Source organism: Nocardioides sp. NPDC000445, assembly GCF_040300245.1.
Taxonomy (GTDB): Bacteria; Actinomycetota; Actinomycetes; order Propionibacteriales; family Nocardioidaceae; genus Nocardioides.
This window is the reverse complement of the sequence record NZ_JBEPDH010000008.1, coordinates 72,864-92,596: the sequence shown is the minus strand read 5'-3', so window position 1 is coordinate 92,596 and position 19,733 is coordinate 72,864. Positions and strand designations below refer to the sequence as shown.

The 19,733-nt window shown below is 69.4% G+C and carries 21 protein-coding genes; 9 read left to right on the top strand and 12 right to left on the bottom strand.

All coding sequences use genetic code 11. The features are described 5' to 3' along the window. Positions 1-74: 74 nt before the first annotated feature. Both ABT304_RS12660 and typA read right to left on the bottom strand, forming a co-directional pair. The gene (locus tag ABT304_RS12660) at positions 75-983 is read right to left on the bottom strand and encodes a class II fructose-bisphosphate aldolase (protein WP_350715588.1); all 909 of its coding nucleotides are present in this window, start codon (positions 981-983) and stop codon (positions 75-77) included. Between the two features lie 76 nt (positions 984-1,059). Further along, the gene (gene typA, locus ABT304_RS12655) at positions 1,060-2,952 is read right to left on the bottom strand and encodes a translational GTPase TypA (protein ID WP_160026809.1); all 1,893 of its coding nucleotides are present in this window, start codon (positions 2,950-2,952) and stop codon (positions 1,060-1,062) included. A 99-nt stretch (positions 2,953-3,051) separates the two neighbouring features. Here typA and ABT304_RS12650 point away from each other — a divergent pair, with 99 nt between their 5' ends. Next, the gene (locus ABT304_RS12650; protein WP_350715586.1) at positions 3,052-4,350 is read left to right on the top strand and encodes a M4 family metallopeptidase; all 1,299 of its coding nucleotides are present in this window, start codon (positions 3,052-3,054) and stop codon (positions 4,348-4,350) included. Positions 4,351-4,356: 6 nt separating this feature from the next. Here the strand turns inward: ABT304_RS12650 and ABT304_RS12645 are convergent, their stop codons facing one another. Together ABT304_RS12645 and ABT304_RS12640 are read right to left on the bottom strand one after the other, a co-directional pair. After that, positions 4,357-5,046 carry an aspartate/glutamate racemase family protein gene (locus ABT304_RS12645; protein ID WP_350715585.1) on the bottom strand — a complete coding sequence of 230 codons (690 nt, stop codon included), beginning with the start codon at positions 5,044-5,046 and terminating at the stop codon, positions 4,357-4,359. Between the two features lie 94 nt (positions 5,047-5,140). Continuing rightward, positions 5,141-5,884: an SDR family NAD(P)-dependent oxidoreductase gene (locus ABT304_RS12640; protein ID WP_350715583.1), complete on the bottom strand. Its 744-nt coding sequence runs from the start codon at positions 5,882-5,884 to the stop codon at positions 5,141-5,143. Between the two features lie 146 nt (positions 5,885-6,030). On the opposite strand from ABT304_RS12640, the gene mshA reads away from it, so the two are divergent. Then, positions 6,031-7,287: a D-inositol-3-phosphate glycosyltransferase gene (gene mshA, locus ABT304_RS12635; protein WP_160026813.1), complete on the top strand. Its 1,257-nt coding sequence runs from the start codon at positions 6,031-6,033 to the stop codon at positions 7,285-7,287. Further along, a complete protein-coding gene (locus ABT304_RS12630; protein ID WP_350715581.1) occupies positions 7,284-7,796 on the top strand; it encodes a type III secretion system chaperone family protein in 513 nt (170 codons plus the stop codon). The genes mshA and ABT304_RS12630 overlap by 4 nt, the downstream gene beginning before the upstream one ends. Positions 7,797-7,872: 76 nt before the next feature. Here the strand turns inward: ABT304_RS12630 and ABT304_RS12625 are convergent, their stop codons facing one another. Both ABT304_RS12625 and ABT304_RS12620 read right to left on the bottom strand, forming a co-directional pair. After that, the gene (locus ABT304_RS12625; protein ID WP_350715579.1) at positions 7,873-8,775 is read right to left on the bottom strand and encodes a DMT family transporter; all 903 of its coding nucleotides are present in this window, start codon (positions 8,773-8,775) and stop codon (positions 7,873-7,875) included. A gap of 197 nt (positions 8,776-8,972) precedes the next feature. Continuing rightward, the gene (locus ABT304_RS12620) at positions 8,973-9,956 is read right to left on the bottom strand and encodes a GlxA family transcriptional regulator (protein WP_350715577.1); all 984 of its coding nucleotides are present in this window, start codon (positions 9,954-9,956) and stop codon (positions 8,973-8,975) included. Positions 9,957-10,027: 71 nt separating this feature from the next. Between ABT304_RS12620 and ABT304_RS12615 the strand changes: the two genes are divergently transcribed. After that, on the top strand, positions 10,028-11,389 hold the full coding sequence (locus ABT304_RS12615; protein WP_350715575.1) for an MFS transporter: 1,362 nt from the start codon (positions 10,028-10,030) through the stop codon (positions 11,387-11,389). A 34-nt stretch (positions 11,390-11,423) separates the two neighbouring features. Here the strand turns inward: ABT304_RS12615 and ABT304_RS12610 are convergent, their stop codons facing one another. Further along, positions 11,424-12,101 (bottom strand): response regulator, encoded by a 678-nt coding sequence (locus ABT304_RS12610; protein WP_091046002.1) that lies wholly within the window; start codon positions 12,099-12,101, stop codon positions 11,424-11,426. Then, a complete protein-coding gene (locus tag ABT304_RS12605) occupies positions 12,098-13,255 on the bottom strand; it encodes a sensor histidine kinase (RefSeq protein ID WP_160026818.1) in 1,158 nt (385 codons plus the stop codon). Before ABT304_RS12605 ends, ABT304_RS12610 begins: the two co-directional genes overlap by 4 nt. A 120-nt stretch (positions 13,256-13,375) precedes the next feature. Here ABT304_RS12605 and phoU point away from each other — a divergent pair, with 120 nt between their 5' ends. Then, positions 13,376-14,026, top strand: coding sequence for a phosphate signaling complex protein PhoU (gene phoU, locus ABT304_RS12600; protein ID WP_350715573.1), 651 nt, complete (start codon positions 13,376-13,378; stop codon positions 14,024-14,026). Positions 14,027-14,107: 81 nt separating this feature from the next. On the opposite strand, the gene ABT304_RS12595 is transcribed toward phoU, so the two are convergent. The 3 genes from ABT304_RS12595 to ABT304_RS12585 are packed head-to-tail and all read right to left on the bottom strand — an operon-like array spanning position 14,108 to position 16,521. Further along, positions 14,108-14,848 (bottom strand): phosphoglyceromutase, encoded by a 741-nt coding sequence (locus ABT304_RS12595; protein WP_160026820.1) that lies wholly within the window; start codon positions 14,846-14,848, stop codon positions 14,108-14,110. After that, positions 14,848-15,615 carry a copper chaperone PCu(A)C gene (locus ABT304_RS12590; protein ID WP_350715571.1) on the bottom strand — a complete coding sequence of 256 codons (768 nt, stop codon included), beginning with the start codon at positions 15,613-15,615 and terminating at the stop codon, positions 14,848-14,850. Before ABT304_RS12590 ends, ABT304_RS12595 begins: the two co-directional genes overlap by 1 nt. Positions 15,616-15,672: 57 nt before the next feature. Continuing rightward, entirely contained in the window at positions 15,673-16,521 is an 849-nt protein-coding gene (locus tag ABT304_RS12585; protein ID WP_350715569.1) for a UbiA family prenyltransferase, read from the bottom strand. Between the two features lie 235 nt (positions 16,522-16,756). Here ABT304_RS12585 and ABT304_RS12580 point away from each other — a divergent pair, with 235 nt between their 5' ends. Continuing rightward, a complete protein-coding gene (locus ABT304_RS12580) occupies positions 16,757-17,242 on the top strand; it encodes a CarD family transcriptional regulator (protein ID WP_008360791.1) in 486 nt (161 codons plus the stop codon). 91 nt (positions 17,243-17,333) lie between these two features. Next, the gene (locus ABT304_RS12575; protein ID WP_350715568.1) at positions 17,334-17,942 is read left to right on the top strand and encodes a hypothetical protein; all 609 of its coding nucleotides are present in this window, start codon (positions 17,334-17,336) and stop codon (positions 17,940-17,942) included. Between the two features lie 23 nt (positions 17,943-17,965). Here the strand turns inward: ABT304_RS12575 and ABT304_RS12570 are convergent, their stop codons facing one another. Next, positions 17,966-18,667 (bottom strand): IspD/TarI family cytidylyltransferase, encoded by a 702-nt coding sequence (locus ABT304_RS12570; protein WP_350715567.1) that lies wholly within the window; start codon positions 18,665-18,667, stop codon positions 17,966-17,968. Positions 18,668-18,806: 139 nt separating this feature from the next. Here ABT304_RS12570 and nirD point away from each other — a divergent pair, with 139 nt between their 5' ends. Continuing rightward, complete coding sequence (gene nirD / locus ABT304_RS12565; protein WP_502890332.1) at positions 18,807-19,199, top strand: nitrite reductase small subunit NirD; 393 nt, start codon at positions 18,807-18,809, stop codon at positions 19,197-19,199. 24 nt (positions 19,200-19,223) lie between these two features. Further along, positions 19,224-19,703: a 2-C-methyl-D-erythritol 2,4-cyclodiphosphate synthase gene (gene ispF / locus ABT304_RS12560; RefSeq protein WP_350715566.1), complete on the top strand. Its 480-nt coding sequence runs from the start codon at positions 19,224-19,226 to the stop codon at positions 19,701-19,703. The last annotated feature ends 30 nt before the right edge of the window (positions 19,704-19,733 follow it).

The following is a 19,733-nucleotide window of genomic DNA, read 5'->3' as shown; positions in this document are numbered from 1 at the left end:
CACGTCTGTGTGGGGAGTGAGAGCGCTTCCACTCTCGGGACTAGGGAGAGTGTGATCGTGCTCACAAGGCTCTGTCAAGTAGCCGGGCGGTAACGATTTTGTGACCGTGGGAGCGCTTCCACCAAACTGGGGAAACGAGGGCGTCGATCAGCCCGAGATGACGGTGAGCAGCCGCGCGGCCTCGGCGGCCATCGCATCGCGGCCGGCACCGAGAGGTAGCGGCGCTGGTCGACCAGGGCCGGGTCCGCTTTGAGGGTGTTGCGGACGGCGCCGGTGAAGGCCTTGTTGAGCTGGGTGGCGACGTTGATCTTCGTCATCCCGGCGGCGATGGCGGCTCGGAGACCTTCGTCGCTCACCCCGGAGGAGCCGTGCAGCACCAGCGGTACGTCGACGGCGCGTCGGAGCTCCGCGATCAGCGCCTCGTCCAGGGCCGCGTCGCGGGTGGTCATCTTGTGGCTCGAGCCGACCGCGACGGCGAGGGCGTCGACGCCGGTGCCGGCGACGAACGCGGCCGCCTCGGCCGGGTCGGTGCGTACGCCGGGCGCGTGAACGCCGTCTTTCCCCCCGACCTCGCCGAGCTCGGCCTCCACGTGGGCGCCGCGGTCGTGGCAGCGGCGGGCGACGGCGGCGGTGCGGGCGAGGTTGTCGTCGTAGGGGAGCTGGGAGGCGTCGTACATCACCGACGAGAAGCCGAGGTCGACCGCGATCCCGACCAGGCGCTCGTCGGTCGCGTGGTCCAGATGGAGCGCGATCGGCATCGTCGAGCCGGACGCGACCGCGATCGCGGCCTGGGCCAGGGGAGCCAGGCCGCGGTGGTAGCGCACCGCGTTCTCGCTGATCTGCACGATGACCGGCCGGTTCGCGGTCTCGGCTCCGGTGGCGATCGCCTCGACGGTCTCCAGGTTGATCGCGTTGAAGGCGGCGACACCGCGGCCTTCCTCGTAGGCCGAGCTGATCAGCGAGGTGGTCGTCGTGAGCGTCATGGTCGAAGTGTCGCAGCCGGCCGACGACGAGAACGGCCGCCGACCCACGAGGGTCGGCGGCCGTCCGATGAGTCGATCAGGACTTGTTGGCCTTGCGGGCGCGGGAGGCGATCTTGGCGCGGTCGTTCTGGTCGAGGACGACCTTGCGGATGCGGACCATGTCGGGGGTGACCTCGACGCACTCGTCCTCGCGGCAGAACTCCAGGCACTGCTCGAGCGAGAGCTTCTTCGGCGGGATGAGCTTCTCGAAGTTGTCGGAGGTGGCGGAGCGGACGTTGGTCTGCTGCTTCTCCTTGGTGATGTTGACGTCCATGTCGTCGGCGCGGGAGTTCTCGCCGACAATCATGCCTTCGTAGACCTCGGTCGCCGGCTCGACGAACATGACGCCGCGCTCCTGCAGCGAGGTCATCGCGTACGCCGTGGCCGCACCGGCCCGGTCGGCGACGAGCGAGCCGTTGTTCCGCGAGCGGATCTCGCCGGCCCAGCGGTCGTAGCCCTCGGAGATGTGGTGGGCGATGCCGGTGCCGCGGGTCTCGGTGAGGAACTCGGTGCGGAAGCCGATCAGGCCGCGGGCCGGGACGATGAACTCCATGCGCACCCAGCCGGTGCCGTGGTTGGTCATGCCCTCCATGCGGCCCTTGCGGTTCGCGAGCAGCTCGGTGATGGCGCCGAGGTACTCCTCCGGAGCGTCGATGGTCAGGCGCTCGAACGGCTCGTGGATCTTGCCGTCGATCTCCTTGGTGACCACCTGCGGCTTGCCGACGGTCAGCTCGTAGCCCTCGCGGCGCATCTGCTCGACCAGGATCGCCAGCGCCAGCTCGCCACGGCCCTGGACCTCCCAGGCGTCGGGACGCTCGGTGTTGAGGATCTTCAGGGACACGTTGCCGATGAGCTCGGAGTCGAGGCGGTCCTTGACCAGGCGCGCGGTGACCTTCGAGCCCTTGACCTTGCCGACCAGCGGCGAGGTGTTGGTGCCGATGGTCATCGAGATGGCCGGCTCGTCGACGTGGATGAGCGGCAGCGCGACCGGGTTCTCCGGGTCGGCGAGGGTCTCGCCGATGGTGATGTCCGGGATGCCGGCGATGGCGACGATGTCGCCGGGGCCGGCGATCTCGCCCGGCTTGCGCTCGAGGCCCTCGGTGATGAGCAGCTCGGTGATGCGTACGTTCTTGACCTCGCCGTCACGGCGCATCCAGGCGACGTTCTGGCCCTTCTTCAGGGTGCCCTGGTGGATGCGGACCAGCGCGAGGCGGCCGAGGAACGGGCTCGCGTCGAGGTTGGTGACGTGGGCCTGGAGGGGCGCGCCCTCGACGTACGTCGGAGCCGGGATCGTGTCCATGATCGTCTGGAACAGCGGCTCCAGGTCCTTGGAGTCGGGCAGCTCGCCGTTGCCGGGCTGCTCGAGCGAGGCGACGCCGGCCTTGCCCGAGGCGTAGATCACCGGGAAGTCGAGCGCGTCCTGGCTGTGGGAGTCGTCGAGCAGGTCCATGAAGAGCTCGTACGTCTCGTCGACGACCTCCTCGATGCGGGCGTCGGGGCGGTCGACCTTGTTGACCACCAGCACGACCGGCATGTCGGCGTTGAGCGCCTTGCGCAGCACGAACCGGGTCTGCGGGAGCGGGCCCTCGGAGGCGTCCACCAGCAGCACGATCCCGTCGACCATCGACAGGCCGCGCTCGACCTCACCACCGAAGTCGGCGTGGCCGGGGGTGTCGATGATGTTGATCGTCATCCCCTCGGGCGCGCTCGGCCCGGTGTAGTGGATGGCGGTGTTCTTCGCGAGGATGGTGATGCCCTTCTCGCGCTCGAGCTCGCCGGAGTCCATGACCCGGTCGGCGACCGATTCGGCCTCGTGCTCGGTGAACGTGCCTGCCTGACGCAGCATGGCGTCGACCAGCGTGGTCTTGCCGTGGTCGACGTGCGCAACGATGGCGACGTTGCGTAGATTGGCCTTGAGGATCTCGGACATGTGCGAAGCGGCTCGATTTCTGGCGCGGGACGGGACGTCTGATCTTATCCGCCGCGACCTCCTTGACCCGCATCCGGAGATGACGGTTGGCTGAGGCCCATGACTTCTCGGAAACACGTCTGCCAGATCGTGCCCCCGTATCTCATGCAGCGGCTCGACGCCGGCCGCCTCGACCAGGACAACGCGTTTCGAGCCGCCCGGGCCGAGCACCTGACCAGGGTTCTCGCCCAGGCCCCCGCCCCCGAAGCCGGCGAGACCACCGCCGAGGCCGGGGACTGGACGGTCTACACCGCGAACAACGGCACCGACCTGCCCGGGGAGAAGGCCCGCGCCGCGGGTGAGCCCGAGTCGGGCGACGAGAGCGTCGACGAGGCCGCGACCGGGATCACCGGCTCGCTGGCGCTCTTCGAGGAGGTCTACGGCCGCGACTCATACGACGGCCGGGGCATCGAGGTCGTGATGACGGTCCACTACGACCGCGACTACGCCAACGCCTTCTGGGACGGCACCCAGCTGGTCTTCGGCGACGGCGACGGCGAGATCTTCCAGCGGTTCACCAAGGCCGTCGACGTGATCGGTCACGAGCTCTCCCACGCGGTCACCGAGCACTCCGCCGGGCTCGTCTACCAGGGCCAGCCCGGCGCGCTCAACGAGTCGATGTCGGACGTGTTCGGCTCCTGCCTCAAGCAGCGCCTCCTCGGCCAGAGCGCCGACGAGGCCGACTGGATCATCGGCGAGGGACTCTTCACCGAGTCGGTCCAGGGCGTCGGGCTGCGGCACATGCTCGAGCCCGGGACCGCCTACGACGACCCCACCCTGGGCAAGGACCCGCAGCCGGCCCACATGGACGACCTCTACGACGGCACCGACGACAACGGCGGCGTCCACATCAACTCCGGCATCCCCAACCGCGCCTTCGCCCTCGCCGCGAAGGCCATCGGCGGCAACTCCTGGGACGGTGCCGGCAAGATCTGGTACGCCGCGCTGACCAACGGCGCCGTCACCACCGACACCGACTTCGCCGGGTTCGCCGCGGCCACCATCGCCGAGGCCGGCGACCAGGCCGAGGCGGTCACCACCGCCTGGTCCGAGGTCGGGGTCACCCCGGCGTCCGGGGCACCCGAGTCCGATGGTGAGGCGCCGACCATGGTGAAGGTACGCCGCAGCGGCGGTTTCCTGGGACGTACCAAGGAGGGGGCCGCGGAGCTCGCGCCCTCGGCCGCCCATGTGACCGCCCTGCGCAACCTGATCGCGCAGCGCGACGTCACGCCTTCGAAGCCGAAGGGTGCTGACCGCTACATCTACGAGTTCGAGGTCGACGGCCGGAAGGTGGTCGTGCACGAGGGCGACATGAGCCCCGAGCTGCGCGCCGTCGCCAACGAGTTGCTCGAGAGCTGATCAGCGTCAGGGCAGGGCGCGGTCGAGCGCGGCCTCGACGTGCACGGTGATGGCGTCGAGGATGGGTACGTCGACGTCGCTGGGTCGCACCAGCAGGCTGAGCTCGGAGGCGCCGAGGATGACGCCGTCGGCGCCCGCGTCCCACAGCTCGTGGACGACCTCGAGAACCCGCTTGCGGGAGCCGGACACGACGTTCCGGTGGATGAGCTCCTCGTAGATGATCGAGTCGAGCATCTCCACGTGGAGGGTGTCGGGCAGGTTCACGTCGACGCCGTGGTCCGAGATCCGCTGGGCGAAGAAGTCGTTCTCCACGGTGTAGCGGGAGGCGAGGAACCCGGCCTTGGTGATGCCGAGCTCCTTGGCCTTCGCGGCGAGCTCGTCGGCCAGGTGCAGCACGGGTACGTCGACGGCCGCCGCCACCTCGTCGTAGACCTTGTGGAAGGTGGTGGTGCACAGCAGGATGAAGTCGGCGCCGCCGGCCACCACGCTGCGGGCCGCGGCGGTCAGGATCTCGGCGACCTGGTCCCAGGACTCCTTCTCCTGCAGTGCCGTCAGCTCGGCCAGGTCGACGGAGGCCAGCACGATCTTGGCGGAGTGGAGACCGCCGAGCCGCTCCTGGACACCCTTGTTGAGTCCCTCGTAGTAAGCGGCGGTGCTTTCCCAGCTCATGCCGCCGATGAGTCCGATCGTCTGCACGTCATCGAGTGTGACACCGTCGGCTGTCGCGTACTGAATCCTCGGCGTCGCTCTGACCTGGACCAGACCAGGTCAGAGGCCGGATCAGGGGCTGTCAGCCCTCGCGGTGCACCTTGTGCGCCGCCGCCTGGGCGCGGGGCTTGATGACCAGCTCGTCGATGTTGACGTGAGCCGGACGGGTCGCCATCCACACGATCGCGTCGGCGATGTCCTCGGCCACCAGCGGGTCGGCGACGCCCTGATAGACCGCGTCGGCGGCCGCCTGGTCGCCCCCGAGACGTACGAGCGAGAACTCCTCGGTCTGGACCATGCCCGGGGCGATCTCCATGATCCGCACCGGCTTGTCGACGATCTCCAGGCGCAGCGCCTCGGTGACCGCGCGGGTGCCGAACTTGGCCGCGTTGTAGCCCGCACCGCCCTCGTAGGCGCGCCGGCCGGCGATCGAGCCGACGTTGATGATCGCGCCCGCTCCCGAGGCGACCAGCGCGGGGAGCAGCGCCTTGGTCACGCGGGTCAGGCCGATCACGTTGACCTCGAACATCGCCTGCCACTTGGTCAGGTCGGCCTCGGCCACCTTGTCCACACCGAAGGCGCCGCCGGCGTTGTTGACCAGCAGGTCGAGACGGTCGCCGACCGCCTCGGCGAGGGCGGCGACGGAGTCGTCGGAGGTGACGTCGGTCGCGATCGCGGTGCCCCCGATCTCCTCGGCCAGCGCTGCGATCCGGTCGGCCCGGCGAGCGGCGAGGAAGACGTGGTAGCCCTCCTTGGCGAGCTGGCGGGCGGTGGCCGCGCCGATCCCGCTCGAGGCGCCGGTGACGACAGCATTCTTGGACGACATGGCGCCATTCTCTCGTCACTCGCTCGACTTTGCCCACCGGGTCCCACGATCGAAGACGATTCACGTTGGTTCACGCGGCTGGGAATGATGAGCGAGATCCGCGTGTTGAGAGACGGGACCACAGGCGTATACACAAAGGGGCAGGAATGATCCACCGCGTAGCGATGGTCAGTCTGCACACCTCTCCGCTCGACCAGCCCGGCACCGGCGACGCCGGCGGCATGAACGTCTACGTGCTCGAGCTCTCCCGGCGGCTGGCCACCCAGGGCATCGCGGTCGACATCTTCACGCGCGCGACCTCCTCGCGCCTGCCGCAGGTCGTGGAGGCGTACGACGGGGTCGCCGTCCACCACGTCCACGCCGGTCCGTTCGAGGGGCTGGCCAAGGGTGACCTTCCGGGGCAGCTGTGCACGTTCGCGCGCGAGGTGCTCCGTGCGGAGGCGTCCAACCCGCCGGGCTACTTCGACGCCGTGCACTCCCACTACTGGCTCTCGGGCCAGGTCGGGGCGCTCTCCCGCGACCGCTGGGGCGTACCGCTGGTCCACTCGATGCACACGATGGCCAAGGTCAAGAACGAGGCGCTCGCCGAGGGCGACTGTCCCGAGCCCGAGGCCCGCGTGATCGGGGAGGAGCAGGTCGTCGACGCCGCCGACATGCTCATCGCCAACACCGACCTCGAGGCCAAGCAGCTGATCAACATGTACGACGCGGAGCCGGGCCGTGTCGCCGTCGTGCATCCCGGGGTCGACCTGCGGGTCTTCCGTCCGCGCGGGCGGGCCGCGGCACGTGCCGCGCTCGGGCTCCCTGCCCGGGCTCACGTGCTCCTCTTCGCCGGTCGCATCCAGCCGCTCAAGGCTCCGGATGTGTTGTTGCGGGCGGCCGCGGTCATGCTCGCCCGGGACCCATCGCTGCGCCCCAACCTCGTCGTCCCGATCGTCGGGGGTCCCTCCGGCTCCGGTCTGGAGCACCCGACCGGGCTCGCCGATCTGGCCGCTGAGCTGGGGATATCCGACGTGGTCCGGTTCGTCCCGCCGGTGCGCCAGGATCAGCTCGCGCTCTGGTACTCGGCCGCCTCCGTCGTCGCCGTCCCCTCCTACAACGAGTCCTTCGGCCTGGTCGCCGTCGAGGCCCAGGCCTGCGGCACGCCCGTCGTCGCGGCCGCGGTCGGCGGGCTGACCACCGCCGTGCACCACGGCCGCAGCGGGCTCCTGGTCGACGGCCACGACCCGGCGCAGTGGGCCGACGCGCTCACCAACGCCATCGCCTCCCACTCACGCTGGTCCGCCCTGGCCGACGGAGCCCGCGAACACGCCCAGGACTTCTCCTGGGATCTCACCGCACGCAATACGCTCGAGGTCTATGAAGAGGCCAAGATGCTGATGCGTGAGGAGCTGACGGCATGACTGATGCGCGGACCGACCTGGAAGAGGTCGTACGCGGCTGGCTGAAGTCCAACGACCTGACCTGGGATGAGACGTCCCAGCCGGGTGGCGAGGTGGTCTTCTCGTTCTCGCTCCCGGGCGAGCGCAAGCTGCAGACGCCGGTCCGGCTCGACCTGGGGCAGCACGCCCTCGGCGTACATGCCTTCGTCTGCCGCCGTCCCGACGAGAACCACGAGACCGTCTATCGCTGGCTGCTCGAGCGCAACCTGCGGCTCTACGGGGTCTCGTTCGGTCTCGACCGACTCGGCGACATCTACCTCGACGGCCGGCTGCCGCTCGCGATGGTCGAACCGGGCGAGCTCGACCGGCTGCTCGGCTCGGTCCTGACGTACGCGGACGAGTCCTTCAACACCATCCTCGAGCTCGGCTTCGCCTCCTCGATCCGCAAGGAGTGGGAGTGGCGCAAGCTGCGCGGTGAGTCGACCGCCAACCTCGAGGCGTTCCGGGGCTGGCTCGAGGCGACCGAGTGAGGACGAGCGGCGAGCTTGCTCGTCCGCTCGCGCCGAGCGAGGGAGCAAGCGCGCGGAGCGCGCAGGCCGGCGAGGACTAACGGGGCTGACGGCGGGTGATCAACACACCCGCGATGCACATCGCGCCACCGATGAAGGCGAGCGCCGGCGGCACCTCGTCGAGCACCAGCCACGCCATCAGCGCGGTGATGAACGGCACCAGGAACGTCGACTGTGCGAACTTGCCGGCATCGGAGTGGGAGAGGGCGTAAGCCCAGGTCACGAAGGCCAGAGCGCTCGGGAAGAGACCGAGGTAGACGATCCAGCCGATGTTGCCGACGCTGATGTCGGGGATCGTGGTGGCCAGCTCGAACGACCAGGGCAGGCAGATGACGAGGCCGGCGACGGCGTACCAGAACGTCAGCAGCAGCGCGCTCATCGTCGGCAGCAGCTTCTTCTGGGTGAGGACGCCGACGGCGAAGGTGAGCGCCGCGACGACCGAGAGGGCGACGCCGATCCAGTCGCCGGTGTCACCGTTGGCCGAGGCGCGGCCGATGACGACGACCCCGGCGAAGCCGACACCGGTGCCGATCAGGATCCACCGGTGGATCGTCTCCTTGAGCACGAGACCGGCCAGCAGCGCCACCACGATCGGCCCGACCTGCACGATCAGCGCCGCCGTCGCCGCGTCGATCCGGCGCTCGGACTCGTTGAGCGCCAGGTTGTAGATCCCGAGCCACGATGCACCGCCCAGCGCGATCAGCGGCCATTCCTTCCGGGTCGGCAGCCGGAACCCGCCCTTCAGGGCGAGGTAGGCGCCGAGCGCGGCCACCATCACGATCAGCCGGCCCAGCGACAGGCTCCCCGGAGGAACGGTGTCGCCCAGGTGACGGATCCCGACGAACGCCGATGCCCACAGGACCAGCGTGATCCCGCAGGCGATCAGTGGCTTCCAGATCGGCGTGGTCGCAGCGGGCGCGGGGCTGATCGTCGTCGTCACGATAAAAGGGTAAAGATCCGCGCCCCGGGGCGCGAGCGGATATCAGCCATCCATGTTCGACATCCCGCCATCTCGCCCCCGCCGAGACGTCAGCCGCGTCGGCCGAGACGTCACTGGCGTCGGCCGAGAGGTCACGGTGGTGCCCACTCGGCCGACCGGAGTGACGCCTCGGCCGACCGGAGTGACGCCTCGGTTGGTCAGCCGCGGAAGGTGCGGCGGTACGCGGTGGGGGTGACGCCGAGGGCGGCGTGGAAGTGGAGGCGGAGGGACTGGGCGGTGTTGAGGCCGCAGCGGGCGGCGACCTGCTCCATCGAGAGGTCGGTGGTCTCCAGCAGGGTGCGGGCGAGCTCGATGCGCTGGCGCTGCAGCCAGCGGCCGGGGGAGTCGCCGGTCTCGTCGCGGAACCGCCGGGTGAAGGTGCGTACGGACATCGAGACCCGGGACGCCATCGCCTCCAGGCTCAGCGGCTGGTCGAGATGGGCGAGGGCCCAGGCGGTCGCCGCCGAGATGCCGGTGTCGCCGGGAGCGGGGGCGTGATGCCGGATGAACTGCGCCTGCCCGCCGTCGCGGTGGGGAGGTACGACCGTGGCGCGGGCGACGCGATTGGCGACCGCGGCGCCGTGGTCGCTGCGTACGACATGCAGGCAGAGGTCCAGACCCGAGGCCACGCCGGCGGAGGTGAGGATGTCGCCGTCGTCGACGAAGAGTACGTCAGGGTCCAGCTTGACCTGCGGAAACAGGGCTCGGAAGTCGTCGGTGTGCGACCAGTGGGTTGTCGCCGGGCGGCCGTCGAGGAGGCCCGCCGCGGCGAGCGCGAAGGCGCCGGTGCAGATCGACATGATCCGGGTGCCGGGCCGGATGAGGTCGAGCGCCTCCTTCAGTGGCGCCGACAGGACCCCGTCCGAGACCGTCGGGTAGTCGAGGCCGAACTTCGGGATCACCACGGTGTCCGCGTCCGCGAGCGCCTCGGGTCCGTGCGGCGCGAGGACGACCACGTCCGAGTCCGACTGCACCGGTCCGGCGCCGCCGGTGGTGCAGGTGACGACCTCGTAGAGCAGTCGGCCCTCGCTGTCGCGGGCCCTGCCGAAGATCCGGTGCGGGATGCCGATCTCGAACGGGATGAACCCGTCCTGGATCAGCACCGCGACCCGATGCGGAGAAGCCACCCGTACGTCACTCATGGCTGGATCTTACCGATAGATGACAATCAGGCCACTGTCTGGAGCGGTGCGAATCCGGAAGGATCACCGTCATGACCCTTCGACAGGCTCAGGACAGCGCCCAGACGACGACCCCGCCGCCTGCCGGCAGCGCAGCCGCGCGCCGTCCCCGTATCCATCCGGCCTGGTGGGTGGCCGCCGTCGCCTTCGTGACCATCGTCGGCGCGGCCGCCTTCACCGCAGCGCCGGGCCTCCTGGTCGGTCCGCTGCACGAGGAGTTCGGCTGGTCGCGCGGCACGATCGGCGTCGGGATCACCCTGCAGTTGGCGCTCTACGGGCTGACCGCGCCGTTCGCCGCCGCTCTGATGGACCGCTTCGGGATCCGTCCGGTGGTCGCCGTCGCGCTCACCATGATCACGCTCGGCTCGCTCGGCACCGTCTGGATGAGCCAGTCGTGGCAGTTCGTCCTCGGCTGGGGCGTCCTCGTCGGCGGTGGCAGCGGCTGCATGGCGCTCGCCTTCGGCGCGACGATCACCACCCGCTGGTTCGACAAGCGGCAGGGCCTGGTCAGCGGTCTGCTGACCGCCGGTGGCGCCTCGGGACAGCTGATCTTCCTGCCGGTGCTGGCAGTGCTGATCGGGGAGCTCGGCTGGCGGGCCGCCTCGGTGACCATCGCCCTGGTCGCCGCCGCCGTGATCCCGTTCGTGTTGCTGCTGCTCCGTGACTACCCGGCGGATATCGGCCTGGCGCCCTACGGCGCCTCGAAGATCGTGCCGCGCCCCGCCCCCGCGACCGGCGCCGCGCTACGGACCGTACGCGTGCTCGGGATGGCGATGCGTACCAAGGCCTTCTGGCTTCTCGCCGGTGCCTTCGCGATCTGCGGGATCACCACGAACGGGCTGATCAGGACCCACTTCGTACCCGCCGCGCACGACCACGGGATGGCCACCGTCGCGGCCGCCTCGCTGCTCGCCGTGATCGGGATCTTCGACGTCGTCGGGACGATCTTCTCCGGCTGGCTCACCGACCGCTTCAACCCCGTGGTGCTGCTCGGCGTCTACTACTCGCTGCGCGGGATCTCGCTGATCTTCCTGCCGATGCTGCTCTCGTCCGAGGTGCACCCGCCGATGGTGTTCTTCATCGTCTTCTACGGTCTCGACTGGGTCGCCACCGTGCCGCCGACGCTCGCGCTGTGCCGCGAGGTCTGGCCCGAGGACGCTCCGATCGTCTTCGGCTGGGTCCTCGCCTCGCACCAGGTCGGAGCCGGCCTGGTCGCCTGGATCGGCGGCGTCGTACGCGATGTCACCGGGTCCTACGACCTGGTCTGGTACGCAGCCGGCGCCCTGTGCGCGGCCGCCGCGCTGATGTCTCTGGTGATGCCGCGCGGCGCGAGCCTCCAGCAAGGTATGCAGGCCGAGGAACACATCCCCAGCGGAGCTCCACTGGGGGAGTGAGCCTTCGGCTGCATACCTCGACGAAGGAACAGCCTCAGAGGTCGAGCTTGTAGCCCAGCCCGCGGACCGTGACCAGGAACTTCGGCTCCGACGGGTCCGGCTCGAGCTTGGCGCGCAGGCGCTTGACGTGTACGTCGAGGGTCTTGGTGTCGCCGACGTAGTCGGAGCCCCAGACGCGATCGATGAGCTGGCCGCGGGTGAGAACGCGGCCGGGGTTGCGCAGGAACATCTCCAGCAGCTCGAACTCCTTGAGGGGCAGCCGCTGCTCGGACCCGTCCACGGTCACGACGTGGCGCTCGACGTCCATCCGGACGGGCCCGGCCTCGAGGGTGGCGGGGGCCGCGTCGGGCTCGGTGCCTCGGCGGAGGACGGCGCGGATCCGGGCGACGAGCTCGCGCGGGGAGTAGGGCTTGGTCACGTAGTCGTCGGCGCCGAGCTCGAGGCCGACGACCTTGTCGACCTCGTCGTCCTTGGCGGTCACCATGATGACCGGGACCGACGAGGTGGCCCGGATCTGCCGGCACACCTCGGTGCCGGAGAGGCCGGGAAGCATCAGGTCGAGCAGCACGATGTCTGCCCCGTTGCGGTCGAACTCCTTCAGAGCGTCGGTGCCGTCCTCGGCGACGGCGACCTCGAAGCCCTCCTTGCGGAGCATGTAGGACAGTGCCTCGCTGTAGCTGGCTTCATCTTCGACGACGAGTACCCGGGTCACGGGCGTTCCTCCTTGCTTGTGCCGGACTTCCCGGCAGTTGGTAGGTGCTGGGGCAGGGTGAGGGTGAAGGTGGAGCCCTGACCCTCCTGCGACCAGACCTTGACCTCGCCACCATGCGTAGCGGCGACGTGCTTGACGATCGACAGGCCGAGCCCGGTGCCGCCGGTGGAGCGGTGGCGAGCCGGGTCGACGCGGTAGAAGCGCTCGAAGATCCGATCGATCTCCGTGGACGGGATCCCGATGCCCTGGTCGACCACGGAGATCTCGACGGAGCCGTCGGTCGCGCGGGTCGAGACGGTCACGGTCGAGCCGGGGTCGGAGTAGGCGACCGCGTTGGAGACCAGGTTGGTGACCGCGGTCGAGACCTGCTCGTCGTTGCCGAAGACGTGCAACCCGGCGGTGCCGGCGCTGACCACGTTGATGCCCTTGGCGTCGGCGTCGACCGTCGAGGCGTCGACGGCGGCCGCGATGACCTTGTCGACGTCGACCGCGATCGGTGCCTCCAGGGGCTCGTCGCCCTGGAGCCGGGAGAGCTCGATGATCTGCTGGACGAGCTCGGTCAGGCGCTCGGACTCGGTGATCATCCGGTGGGCGAAGCGGCGTACGGCCTCGGGGTCGTCGGAGGCCTCGGTGACCGCGTCGGCGAGCACTCGGATCGCGCCGACCGGCGTCTTGAGCTCGTGGCTGACGTTGGCGACGAAGTCGCGGCGCACGGCCTCCACGCGGCGTTCGCGGGTGCGGTCCTCGACCAGGGCGAGTGCCAGACGGGTGCCGAGCGGAGCGACCCGGGCGGTGACGTGCCGCGAGGCCCCGTTGGCGCGCGAGATCACCAGCTCGGTCTCCCGGATCTGGCCGTCACGGCGCACACCGTGGACGAGCTCGGAGAGCTCGGGCGAGACCAGCGAGGTGCCGCGCACCAGGCCCAGGGCGTACGCCGGAGCGCTGGCCTTGAGCACCGTGTCGTGCTCGTCGACGACGACCGCGCTGCTGCGCAGGACCGAGAGGACAGCGGCCACCTCGGAGGGAACCTTCGGGGGCTCGACCTCCGGGATCCGGCGGCGGGAACGTTCGCTCATCGCCCACGCAAGGACCGCCGCTCCGGCGACGACAGCGCCGAGGAGCGCAGCAAGAAAGGCCTGCGTCGTCGAGTCCACACGATCAGGGTAAGCCCATCAAACACCCAAACTTCGCCTCTGGACGTCTCCGCGCCGAACGTTCACCGTCGGTTCACTCGGGATGAAGATCAGTACATGTCGTGTGTCTAGGATCGGCCCATGCGCGCTGCTTTCCATGAGGACCTCGATGCCATCTTCACCGATCTCACCAGTGTCTGTGAGCTGGTGTCGGTGGCCGTACGCGACGCCACCACCGCTCTCCTCGAGGCCCGCAACGACCTCGCCGAGCAGGTGATCGACAAGGATGTCGAGATCGACGACGCCCGCGAGCGCATCGAGGAGAACGCCCTCGAGCTGCTCGGCCTCCAGTCGCCGGTCGCCGGCGACCTGCGCGTGGTCGTCGCCGCGCTGAGGATGATCTCCGACCTCGAGCGGATGGGTGACCTCTCCGTCCACGTCGCCAAGATCGCCAGGCTGCGTACGCCGAACAAGGCCGTCCCCGAGCTGGCCCAGCCGACCATCGGCAAGATGGCCGAGATCGCCCAGCAGATGGTCGAGCGCACCTGCGAGATCCTCCGCACCCGCGATGTCTCCGCAGCTCAGGACCTGGTCGCCGACGACGACGAGATGGACCAGCTGCGACGCAAGTCCTTCGCCGAGTTGCTGGGCCAGGACTGGACCCACGGCGTAGAGCCGGCCGTCGACGTGGCTCTGCTGGGCCGCTATTACGAGCGCATCGCCGACCACGCCGTCACGGTGGCCAACCGGGTCGTCTTCGTCGTGACCGGCGAGACTCCCGCCGACTCCTGACCCGTCGAGTCGGCTCGTACTGACCGAAAATCCCGCCGGGTCGGCTCGTCAAGACGAGCCGACCCGGCGGGATTGTGGTTGTTACTGCTTGCCTTGGTTGGCGACGGCCTCGGCCGCAGCGGCCGCGGCCTCGGGGTCGAGGTAGGTGCCGCCGGTGACGACCGGCTTCAGCGACTCGTCGAGCTCGTAGACCAGCGGCTGGGCCGTGGGGATGTTGAGCTTGGCGATCTCGGTGTCGGAGATGTTGTCGAGGTGCTTGACCAGCGCGCGCAGGCTGTTGCCGTGGGCGGTGACCAGGACGGTCTTGCCGGCCTGGAGGTCGGGCACGATCGCCGACTCCCAGTAGGGGATCATCCGGGCGACGACGTCCTTGAGGCACTCGGTGGCGGGCACGTCGATGTCGGCGTAGCGCGGGTCACCGGCCTGGGAGTACTCGGAGTCGGCCTCGATCGGCGGCGGCGGTACGTCGTAGGAACGACGCCACAGCTGGAACTGCTCCTCGCCGAACTTCTTCAGCGTCTCGGACTTGTTCTTGCCCTGGAGCGCTCCGTAGTGGCGCTCGTTGAGACGCCAGTCGCGGCGCACCGGGATCCAGTGGCGGTCAGCGGTGTCGAGCGCGATGTTGGCGGTGTTGATCGCACGTCGCAGCAGGCTCGTGTGGACCAGGTCGGGAAGGATCCCGGCCTCGGCCAGCAGCTTGCCGCCGTTGACGGCCTCGGCCCGGCCCTTGTCGGTGAGGTCGACGTCGACCCATCCGGTGGACAGGTTGAGCGCGTTCCACTCGCTCTCGCCGTGACGCAGAAGGACGAGCTTGTAGGTCATCAGTGAGCTTCCTCGGCACCGGGCAGAGCGGCCGGGGGGAACTCGCAGGAGTAGGGGTCTTCGGAGATGGTGCCCGCGGACTCGTCGTGCGCCTCGCCCTCGGTGGCGTGCTCGCCCTCCGTCTCGGTCTCCTCGGCCGGCAGGGTCGACGCCTCCTCGGTGCCCTCGGCAGCGCCCTCGGCGGCAGCGTCCTCGGATGCCTGGTCCTCGGCGTTCTTGCCCTTCTTCGCGGGCTTCGCGGTCTCGTCGACGGCTGCGACGACCTCGGCGTACGGACCACACTGGGTGACCACCGGGACGGAGATGGTCTTCTCCTCACCCTCGGAGAAGGTGAAGGTCATCGGGATGCTGTCGCCCGGCTTGAAGTCGCCGGTGACCGCGATGCCACCGGTGGCCGGGTCGGCCAGGTTGATGATCCCCGACTTCGGCAGCTCGATCGGGGTGAACGACTCGGGCGTGACGGTCTCCTCGGCCTCGGTCGCCGTGGCGATCGAGGTGACCGAGGGCAGCGCCTCGCCGGCGACCGCCGGGTTGATCGCCGGGTCGAGCGAGAAGGTGGCGACCAGGACGCCGGAGCCTTCCTGCGCGGTCACGATGCGAGCGGCGTTGATCCGGATGGCACCGTCGAGCGTCGACCCGCCGTGGGTGATCTCGTTGGGCCGGTCGGTCGCGTAGTCGAAGCTGCTGCAGGCGGTGAGCGCCGGGAGGGCGAGAGCCACGAGTGCGCCCGTCACTGCGAGCCGCTTCTGCATAACCTTGGTCGTCACGCGCGACACTCTATCCGCCCGATCTGCCCGGACTGAAAAGGGTCAGGATCCGAAAGATCAGGCACGCAGTCCGACGGCGCTCGCGGCGTACAGCATCCCGGCGATCACCACGGCGATGTAGACGAGCGTGACGAGGAGGAGCTTGCCGGCCCCGAGCTTCAGTCCGGCCTTGAGCGGCAGGTACGTCCACTTGTCCTCGTTGTCGGCGACCAGGCCCCACAGCGCGGTCAGGAAGTGCACGCCGACACCGAGCGCCGCGGCGAGCGCGACCATCACCCAGTGCGGCGGTCCGCCTGCGGACTCACCGGCCCAGCCGGCGTACGAGAGGTATCCGGGGTAGCAGGCGAAGGCCGCCGCCCACAGGACCCAGGAGAAGAGACCCTTGCGCAGCAGTACGTTGGCGAGCATCCCGAGCACCAGCGAGCCGAGGTAGAACAGCCCCGCGACGGTGCCCGAGGTGACCGAGAGCGGAATGACGAGCAGTACGCCGCAGCACAGAGCGAACCAGACGCTGCCCGATTCGAGACGGCCGTCCGAGATCGGCTTGCCCTCGCGCTCGTGACGACGGTCGACGGATTGGTCGACGAGGTCGTTGTGCCAGCCGAGAACGGCCTGGCCGACGAGCACGGTGACCGCGATCAGCGTGACCTCGCGCGTCGTCAGCCCGGCGAGGACGGCCGCCACCGACAGGCCGATGGCGGTCAGCACCGCCTGGCGGGGGTGGGTGGAGCGGATGAGGAGGAACGGGGCCCAGTTGCCCACCTTGTCCATGACGCTTGCTCGGCCCGCCGGGGCATCGGGAACGGCCGACGCGCTGGCTTGCGTCTCTTCCGGGTCCTGATCCTGGGCGTGCGACGACGACACGGTGAAGATGGTCTTGGGGGCGCTCTGCGATGCATTCGCCATGGCGGCAGTATCGGGCACTCGGCCGAGCCGCGCAGGACAACAGGCTGGCTACGGCGAGATTTCGGAGCCGTTTCGAAATCAGCCATGCTGCCACGTTCGACGGGCCTGCGCGCGCGGAACCACACAAGTTATCAATCTGTCAACCCCAGATTGAGCCCCTGACCTGCGCAAACACGGAATCCGAATTCTAAGATCCGTGGTAGACTTATAGCCCTAGGAAGGGGTACCTAAAAATATGACTTTCACCGTCGGCGAGACCGTCGTATACCCGAACCATGGCGCGGCCGTCATCGAAGACATCGAGATGCGCACCATCAAGGGCGAGGAGCGGCAGTATCTGGTCCTCCGCATCATCGCTCAGCAGGACCTCGTGGTGCGTGTTCCGGCCAACAACCTCGAGCTCGTCGGAGTTCGAGACGTCGTAGACAAGGACGGGCTTGATCGAGTCTTCGAGGTGCTTCGTGCGGAGCACGTCGAAGAGCCGACCAACTGGTCGCGTCGTTACAAGGCAAACCTGGAGAAGCTGCACAGCGGCGATGTCATGAAGGTCGCCGAGGTCGTGCGTGACCTGTGGCGTCGTGAGCGTGACCGTGGCCTCTCCGCCGGGGAGAAGCGCATGCTCGCCAAGGCACGCCAGATCCTCGTCTCGGAGCTCGCGCTGTGCGAGCACACCAACGAAGACAAGGCTGAAGTCCTCCTCGATGAGGTGCTGGCCAGCTGACGCTGGTTTCGGTCTGCGTTACAGGCTCCGGGGAAACCCGGGGCCTGTTTCGCGTTTTGGCGGGCTCAGCGGGGCCGATACGGTGACTTCCATGGAGGACCCCTACGCCGACTACGACGAGATCGACGAGACCGCCGAGGTTCCGCCGGCCCTCGGGTTCGTCGCCGACGACGGTCGAGGCTCGCTGCCGTTCGCGTTGATCCACGGTGAGGCGCTGGTCGCCGCGGCGACCTGGTCCCTCGGGGAGTCCGGCGTGACGCCCGTCGACTTCACCACCTCGTGGGACGGGATGGTCGAGGCCGAGGAGCCGTTGGTCCTGCACGACTCGCTGTGCCCGATGACCCCGCCGGCCTTCATCGCTCACTGTGTCTCGACCGCGCTCGCGCGCGAGGCGGTCGTCGTCGGCGTACGCCCGGTCACGGACACGGTCAAGAACCTGGCCATCGAGGACGGGGTGCCGGTGCTCGGCGCGACCATCGACCGCACCTCGCTGGTCTCGGTCGCCTCGCCGATCGTGCTGCCCCCGGCCGTCGTCGCTGCCCTGGACGACTGGCCTTCCGGCGACTTCGCCGAGATCGCGGGCTCGCTGGCCCGCCGGTTCCCGGTCGTCTCGGTCGAGGCGCCGCCGGTCGGCCGCCGCGTCGCCTCCGAGGATGACGTACGCCTGCTCGAGGCCCTGTCGGTCAGCGCCGTCAGCTGAGTTGAACTGCTTCGGGCTCCGCTTCAGCCGAGCAGCTTCCCGACCGCGCCCAGGTCGTCGGCGAAGGTGACCTTGAGGTTCAGCGACGAACTGGGCACGGCGACGATGCGTACCCCGGAGGCGTAGCGCTCCAGGGTGGCGCCGGTGTCGGTGCCGTCGAAGCCGTCGGCCGCGGCCTGGGCATAGGCGGCCAGCAGGTCGGCCGCGCGGAACGCCTGCGGGGTCTGTACGCCGACGAGAGGACCTGCCACCGGCTGCAGGTCACGCGTCGAGAGGTGGCTGAGCGGGGCGGCGGGGATGGCGCCACCGTGCTTGCGGGCGACGCCGATGACCACGGAGAAGAGCTCGGGCGACACCAGCGGCCGCGCGGTGTCGTGGATCGCGACCACGTCGATGCCGTCCGTGCCGGCTGCCTCGATGTCGGCTCGGAGCACGGCCAGCGCGGCCTGTTCGGACGCGTGCCGGGTCTCGCCGCCGGCGACCATCACGACCTCACGGTCCCCGAGCAGGGGCTGGGCGACGGCCGCGACCGCCTCCTCGTCGCCGCTGCGTACGACCAGGACAAGACGGCGCACGTCGGGCACGGCCAGGGCGGTCCGGAGCGAGAGGCCGAGGGCTGAGGAGGCCGGATCGTCGGACCCGTCGAGCGGGAGCAGCACCTTGTTGGTGGCGGCTCCGACGCGGGTGCCGGATCCGGCGGCCAGGAGGACGAGAGCGGCGGGCACCCCTGGAGGCTATCCGTTCGGCGGCGAAGACGGCCGAGGGGCTGGGCGCTGGTGTTTACGTACGCGTAACAGAGCGAAACAGGAGGTGTCCCTCACGCGTCCTACGGTTCAAATCCACCGAAGGGAGGACCCGACGAATGTGGACGAAGCGGCTCGGGCCGGCGACGTCATGAGTGCGCACGCGCAGCGGGACGACCAGGGTGACTGGCAGTCCGTCTGCCCGGTCGACGCGCTCGAGGTGAAGCGCGGCGCCACGGCACTGGTCCACGGGCAGGCCATCGCCATTTTCCGGATGCCCGACGACGTCGTCTACGCCCTGGGGAACCACGACCCGTTCGCCAAGGCGTCGGTGATCGCCAAGGGCATCGTCGGGGTGCGCGACGGGGTGCCGTTCGTGGCCTCGCCCGCTCACCGGCACGGGTTCGACCTGCGTACAGGACAGTGCTTGGACGACCCGCACGTGACCATCCCCGCCTATGAGGTCCGGGTCGTCGACGGGCTCATCCACGTCGGCCACCGGAAGGCTGCCTGAGCCCCATCTGGGAGACTGCGGAGCGTGCAGCTTCCTCTGATCGGCATCGGGACCGACGTACACAGCCTTGCCGACGGTGTCCCGATGCATGTGGCCGGTCTCGCCTTCCCCGACGAGCCGCAGGGTCTCGCCGGGCACTCCGACGGGGACGTCGCCGCCCACGCCTGCTGCGACGCGCTCTTCTCCGCCGCGGGGCTCGGCGACCTGGGGTCCAACTTCGGTACTTCCGAGCCCGAGTGGGCAGGGGCCGCCGGGGTCGTCCTGCTGGCCGAGGCCGCGCGCCGGGTCCGTGAGGCCGGTTTCGAGATCGGGAACGTCGCGGTGCAGGTGATCGGCAACCGGCCCAAGATCGGTCCCCGGCGGGCCGAGGCCAACGAGGCTCTCTCCGCGGCTGCGGGCGCGCCGGTCGCCGTGACCGCCACGACCACCGACGGCCTCGGGCTCACGGGCCGCGGCGAGGGCGTAGCCGCGATCGCAACCGCGCTCATCGCGCCACGCCGGTAGCGCAAGCGCGAGGATACCGACATGGCCCGA

Excerpts from the sequence above, each read along its gene's own strand:
- ABT304_RS12575 (WP_350715568.1), top strand. The coding sequence starts at position 17,334 with ATGGAGGACCCCTACGCCGACTACGACGAGATCGACGAGACCGCCGAG.
- ABT304_RS12595 (WP_160026820.1), bottom strand. The coding sequence starts at position 14,848 with ATGACCTACAAGCTCGTCCTTCTGCGTCACGGCGAGAGCGAGTGGAAC.
- ABT304_RS12580 (WP_008360791.1), top strand. The coding sequence starts at position 16,757 with ATGACTTTCACCGTCGGCGAGACCGTCGTATACCCGAACCATGGCGCG.
- typA (WP_160026809.1), bottom strand. The coding sequence starts at position 2,952 with ATGTCCGAGATCCTCAAGGCCAATCTACGCAACGTCGCCATCGTTGCG.
- phoU (WP_350715573.1), top strand. The coding sequence starts at position 13,376 with ATGCGCGCTGCTTTCCATGAGGACCTCGATGCCATCTTCACCGATCTC.
- ABT304_RS12615 (WP_350715575.1), top strand. The coding sequence starts at position 10,028 with ATGACCCTTCGACAGGCTCAGGACAGCGCCCAGACGACGACCCCGCCG.
- ABT304_RS12585 (WP_350715569.1), bottom strand. The coding sequence starts at position 16,521 with ATGGCGAATGCATCGCAGAGCGCCCCCAAGACCATCTTCACCGTGTCG.
- ABT304_RS12620 (WP_350715577.1), bottom strand. The coding sequence starts at position 9,956 with ATGAGTGACGTACGGGTGGCTTCTCCGCATCGGGTCGCGGTGCTGATC.
- mshA (WP_160026813.1), top strand. The coding sequence starts at position 6,031 with ATGATCCACCGCGTAGCGATGGTCAGTCTGCACACCTCTCCGCTCGAC.
- ABT304_RS12630 (WP_350715581.1), top strand. The coding sequence starts at position 7,284 with ATGACTGATGCGCGGACCGACCTGGAAGAGGTCGTACGCGGCTGGCTG.
- ABT304_RS12650 (WP_350715586.1), top strand. The coding sequence starts at position 3,052 with ATGACTTCTCGGAAACACGTCTGCCAGATCGTGCCCCCGTATCTCATG.
- ABT304_RS12660 (WP_350715588.1), bottom strand. The coding sequence starts at position 983 with ATGACGCTCACGACGACCACCTCGCTGATCAGCTCGGCCTACGAGGAA.
- ABT304_RS12640 (WP_350715583.1), bottom strand. The coding sequence starts at position 5,884 with ATGTCGTCCAAGAATGCTGTCGTCACCGGCGCCTCGAGCGGGATCGGC.